General features: G+C 49.2%; 8 tRNA genes and 1 rRNA gene. All 9 read left to right on the top strand.

From position 1 onward, the window contains the following. Positions 1-89, top strand: a 5S ribosomal RNA gene (rrf, locus tag KNO70_RS16005); the annotation flags it as partial. Positions 90-164: 75 nt separating this feature from the next. Then, a tRNA-Asp gene (locus KNO70_RS16000) sits at positions 165-240 on the top strand. 19 nt (positions 241-259) lie between these two features. Beyond that, positions 260-335, top strand: a tRNA-Phe gene (locus KNO70_RS15995). Between the two features lie 8 nt (positions 336-343). Next, positions 344-419: transfer RNA gene (locus tag KNO70_RS15990), tRNA-Thr, on the top strand. 10 nt (positions 420-429) lie between these two features. Beyond that, positions 430-505 (top strand) — tRNA-His (locus KNO70_RS15985). A 12-nt stretch (positions 506-517) separates the two neighbouring features. Continuing rightward, positions 518-593 (top strand) — tRNA-Lys (locus KNO70_RS15980). A 37-nt stretch (positions 594-630) separates the two neighbouring features. Then, positions 631-711: transfer RNA gene (locus KNO70_RS15975), tRNA-Leu, on the top strand. Between the two features lie 15 nt (positions 712-726). After that, positions 727-801: transfer RNA gene (locus tag KNO70_RS15970), tRNA-Gly, on the top strand. Between the two features lie 9 nt (positions 802-810). Next, positions 811-898 (top strand) — tRNA-Leu (locus tag KNO70_RS15965). Position 899: the final 1 nt, after the last annotated feature.

Below are 899 nucleotides of genomic sequence, written 5' to 3'. Positions count from 1 at the left end.
CCGTTCCCATGCCGAACACGGAAGTTAAGCGTCTCAGCGCCGAAAGTAGTTGGGGGATCTCCCCCTGTGAGGATAGGACGTTGCCAGGCTTTATTTTTTTAAAAAAGTTATTGACTTTACATAGAATGACCTTTAAAATAGGTAAAGTCGATATGACTTAAAACGGTCTCGTGGTGTAGGGGTTAACATGTCTGCCTGTCACGCAGAAGATCGCGGGTTCGAATCCCGTCGAGACCGCCATTTTTAATTTAATACGTATGGCTTTGTAGCTCAGTTGGTAGAGCAAAGGACTGAAAATCCTTGTGTCGGCGGTTCGATTCCGTCCAAAGCCACCATATAACACGCCGGTGTAGCTCAGTTGGTAGAGCATCTGACTTGTAATCAGAGGGTCGAGGGTTCGAATCCTTTCGCCGGCACCATTTTTTCATGGCGGTTGTGGCGAAGTGGTTAACGCACCGGATTGTGATTCCGGCATTCGAGGGTTCAATTCCCTTCAGCCGCCCCATTAAAATTTAATGAGCCATTAGCTCAGTTGGTAGAGCATCTGACTTTTAATCAGAGGGTCGCAGGTTCGAGCCCTGCATGGCTCACCATTTCTCATTATTTTTTATTCAATACGTAATTTCACATGCGGGTGTGGCGGAATTGGTAGACGCGCTAGACTTAGGATCTAGTGTCTTTGACGTGGGGGTTCGAGTCCCTTCACCCGCATCTCTAAATACTTATGCGGAAGTAGTTCAGTGGTAGAATACGACCTTGCCAAGGTCGGGGTCGCGGGTTCGAATCCCGTCTTCCGCTCCATCTTAATACGCGGTCGTGGCGGAATCGGTAGACGCGCTAGGTTGAGGGCCTAGTGGTGGTTAACACCGTGGAGGTTCAAGTCCTCTCGACCGCACCAT

This window comes from Exiguobacterium sp. s181, assembly GCF_018617125.1.
In the GTDB taxonomy this organism is placed as follows: Bacteria; Bacillota; Bacilli; order Exiguobacteriales; family Exiguobacteriaceae; genus Exiguobacterium; species Exiguobacterium profundum.
Note: the sequence above shows the minus strand (reverse complement) of the source record. Positions and strands in the feature narration are given on the sequence as shown.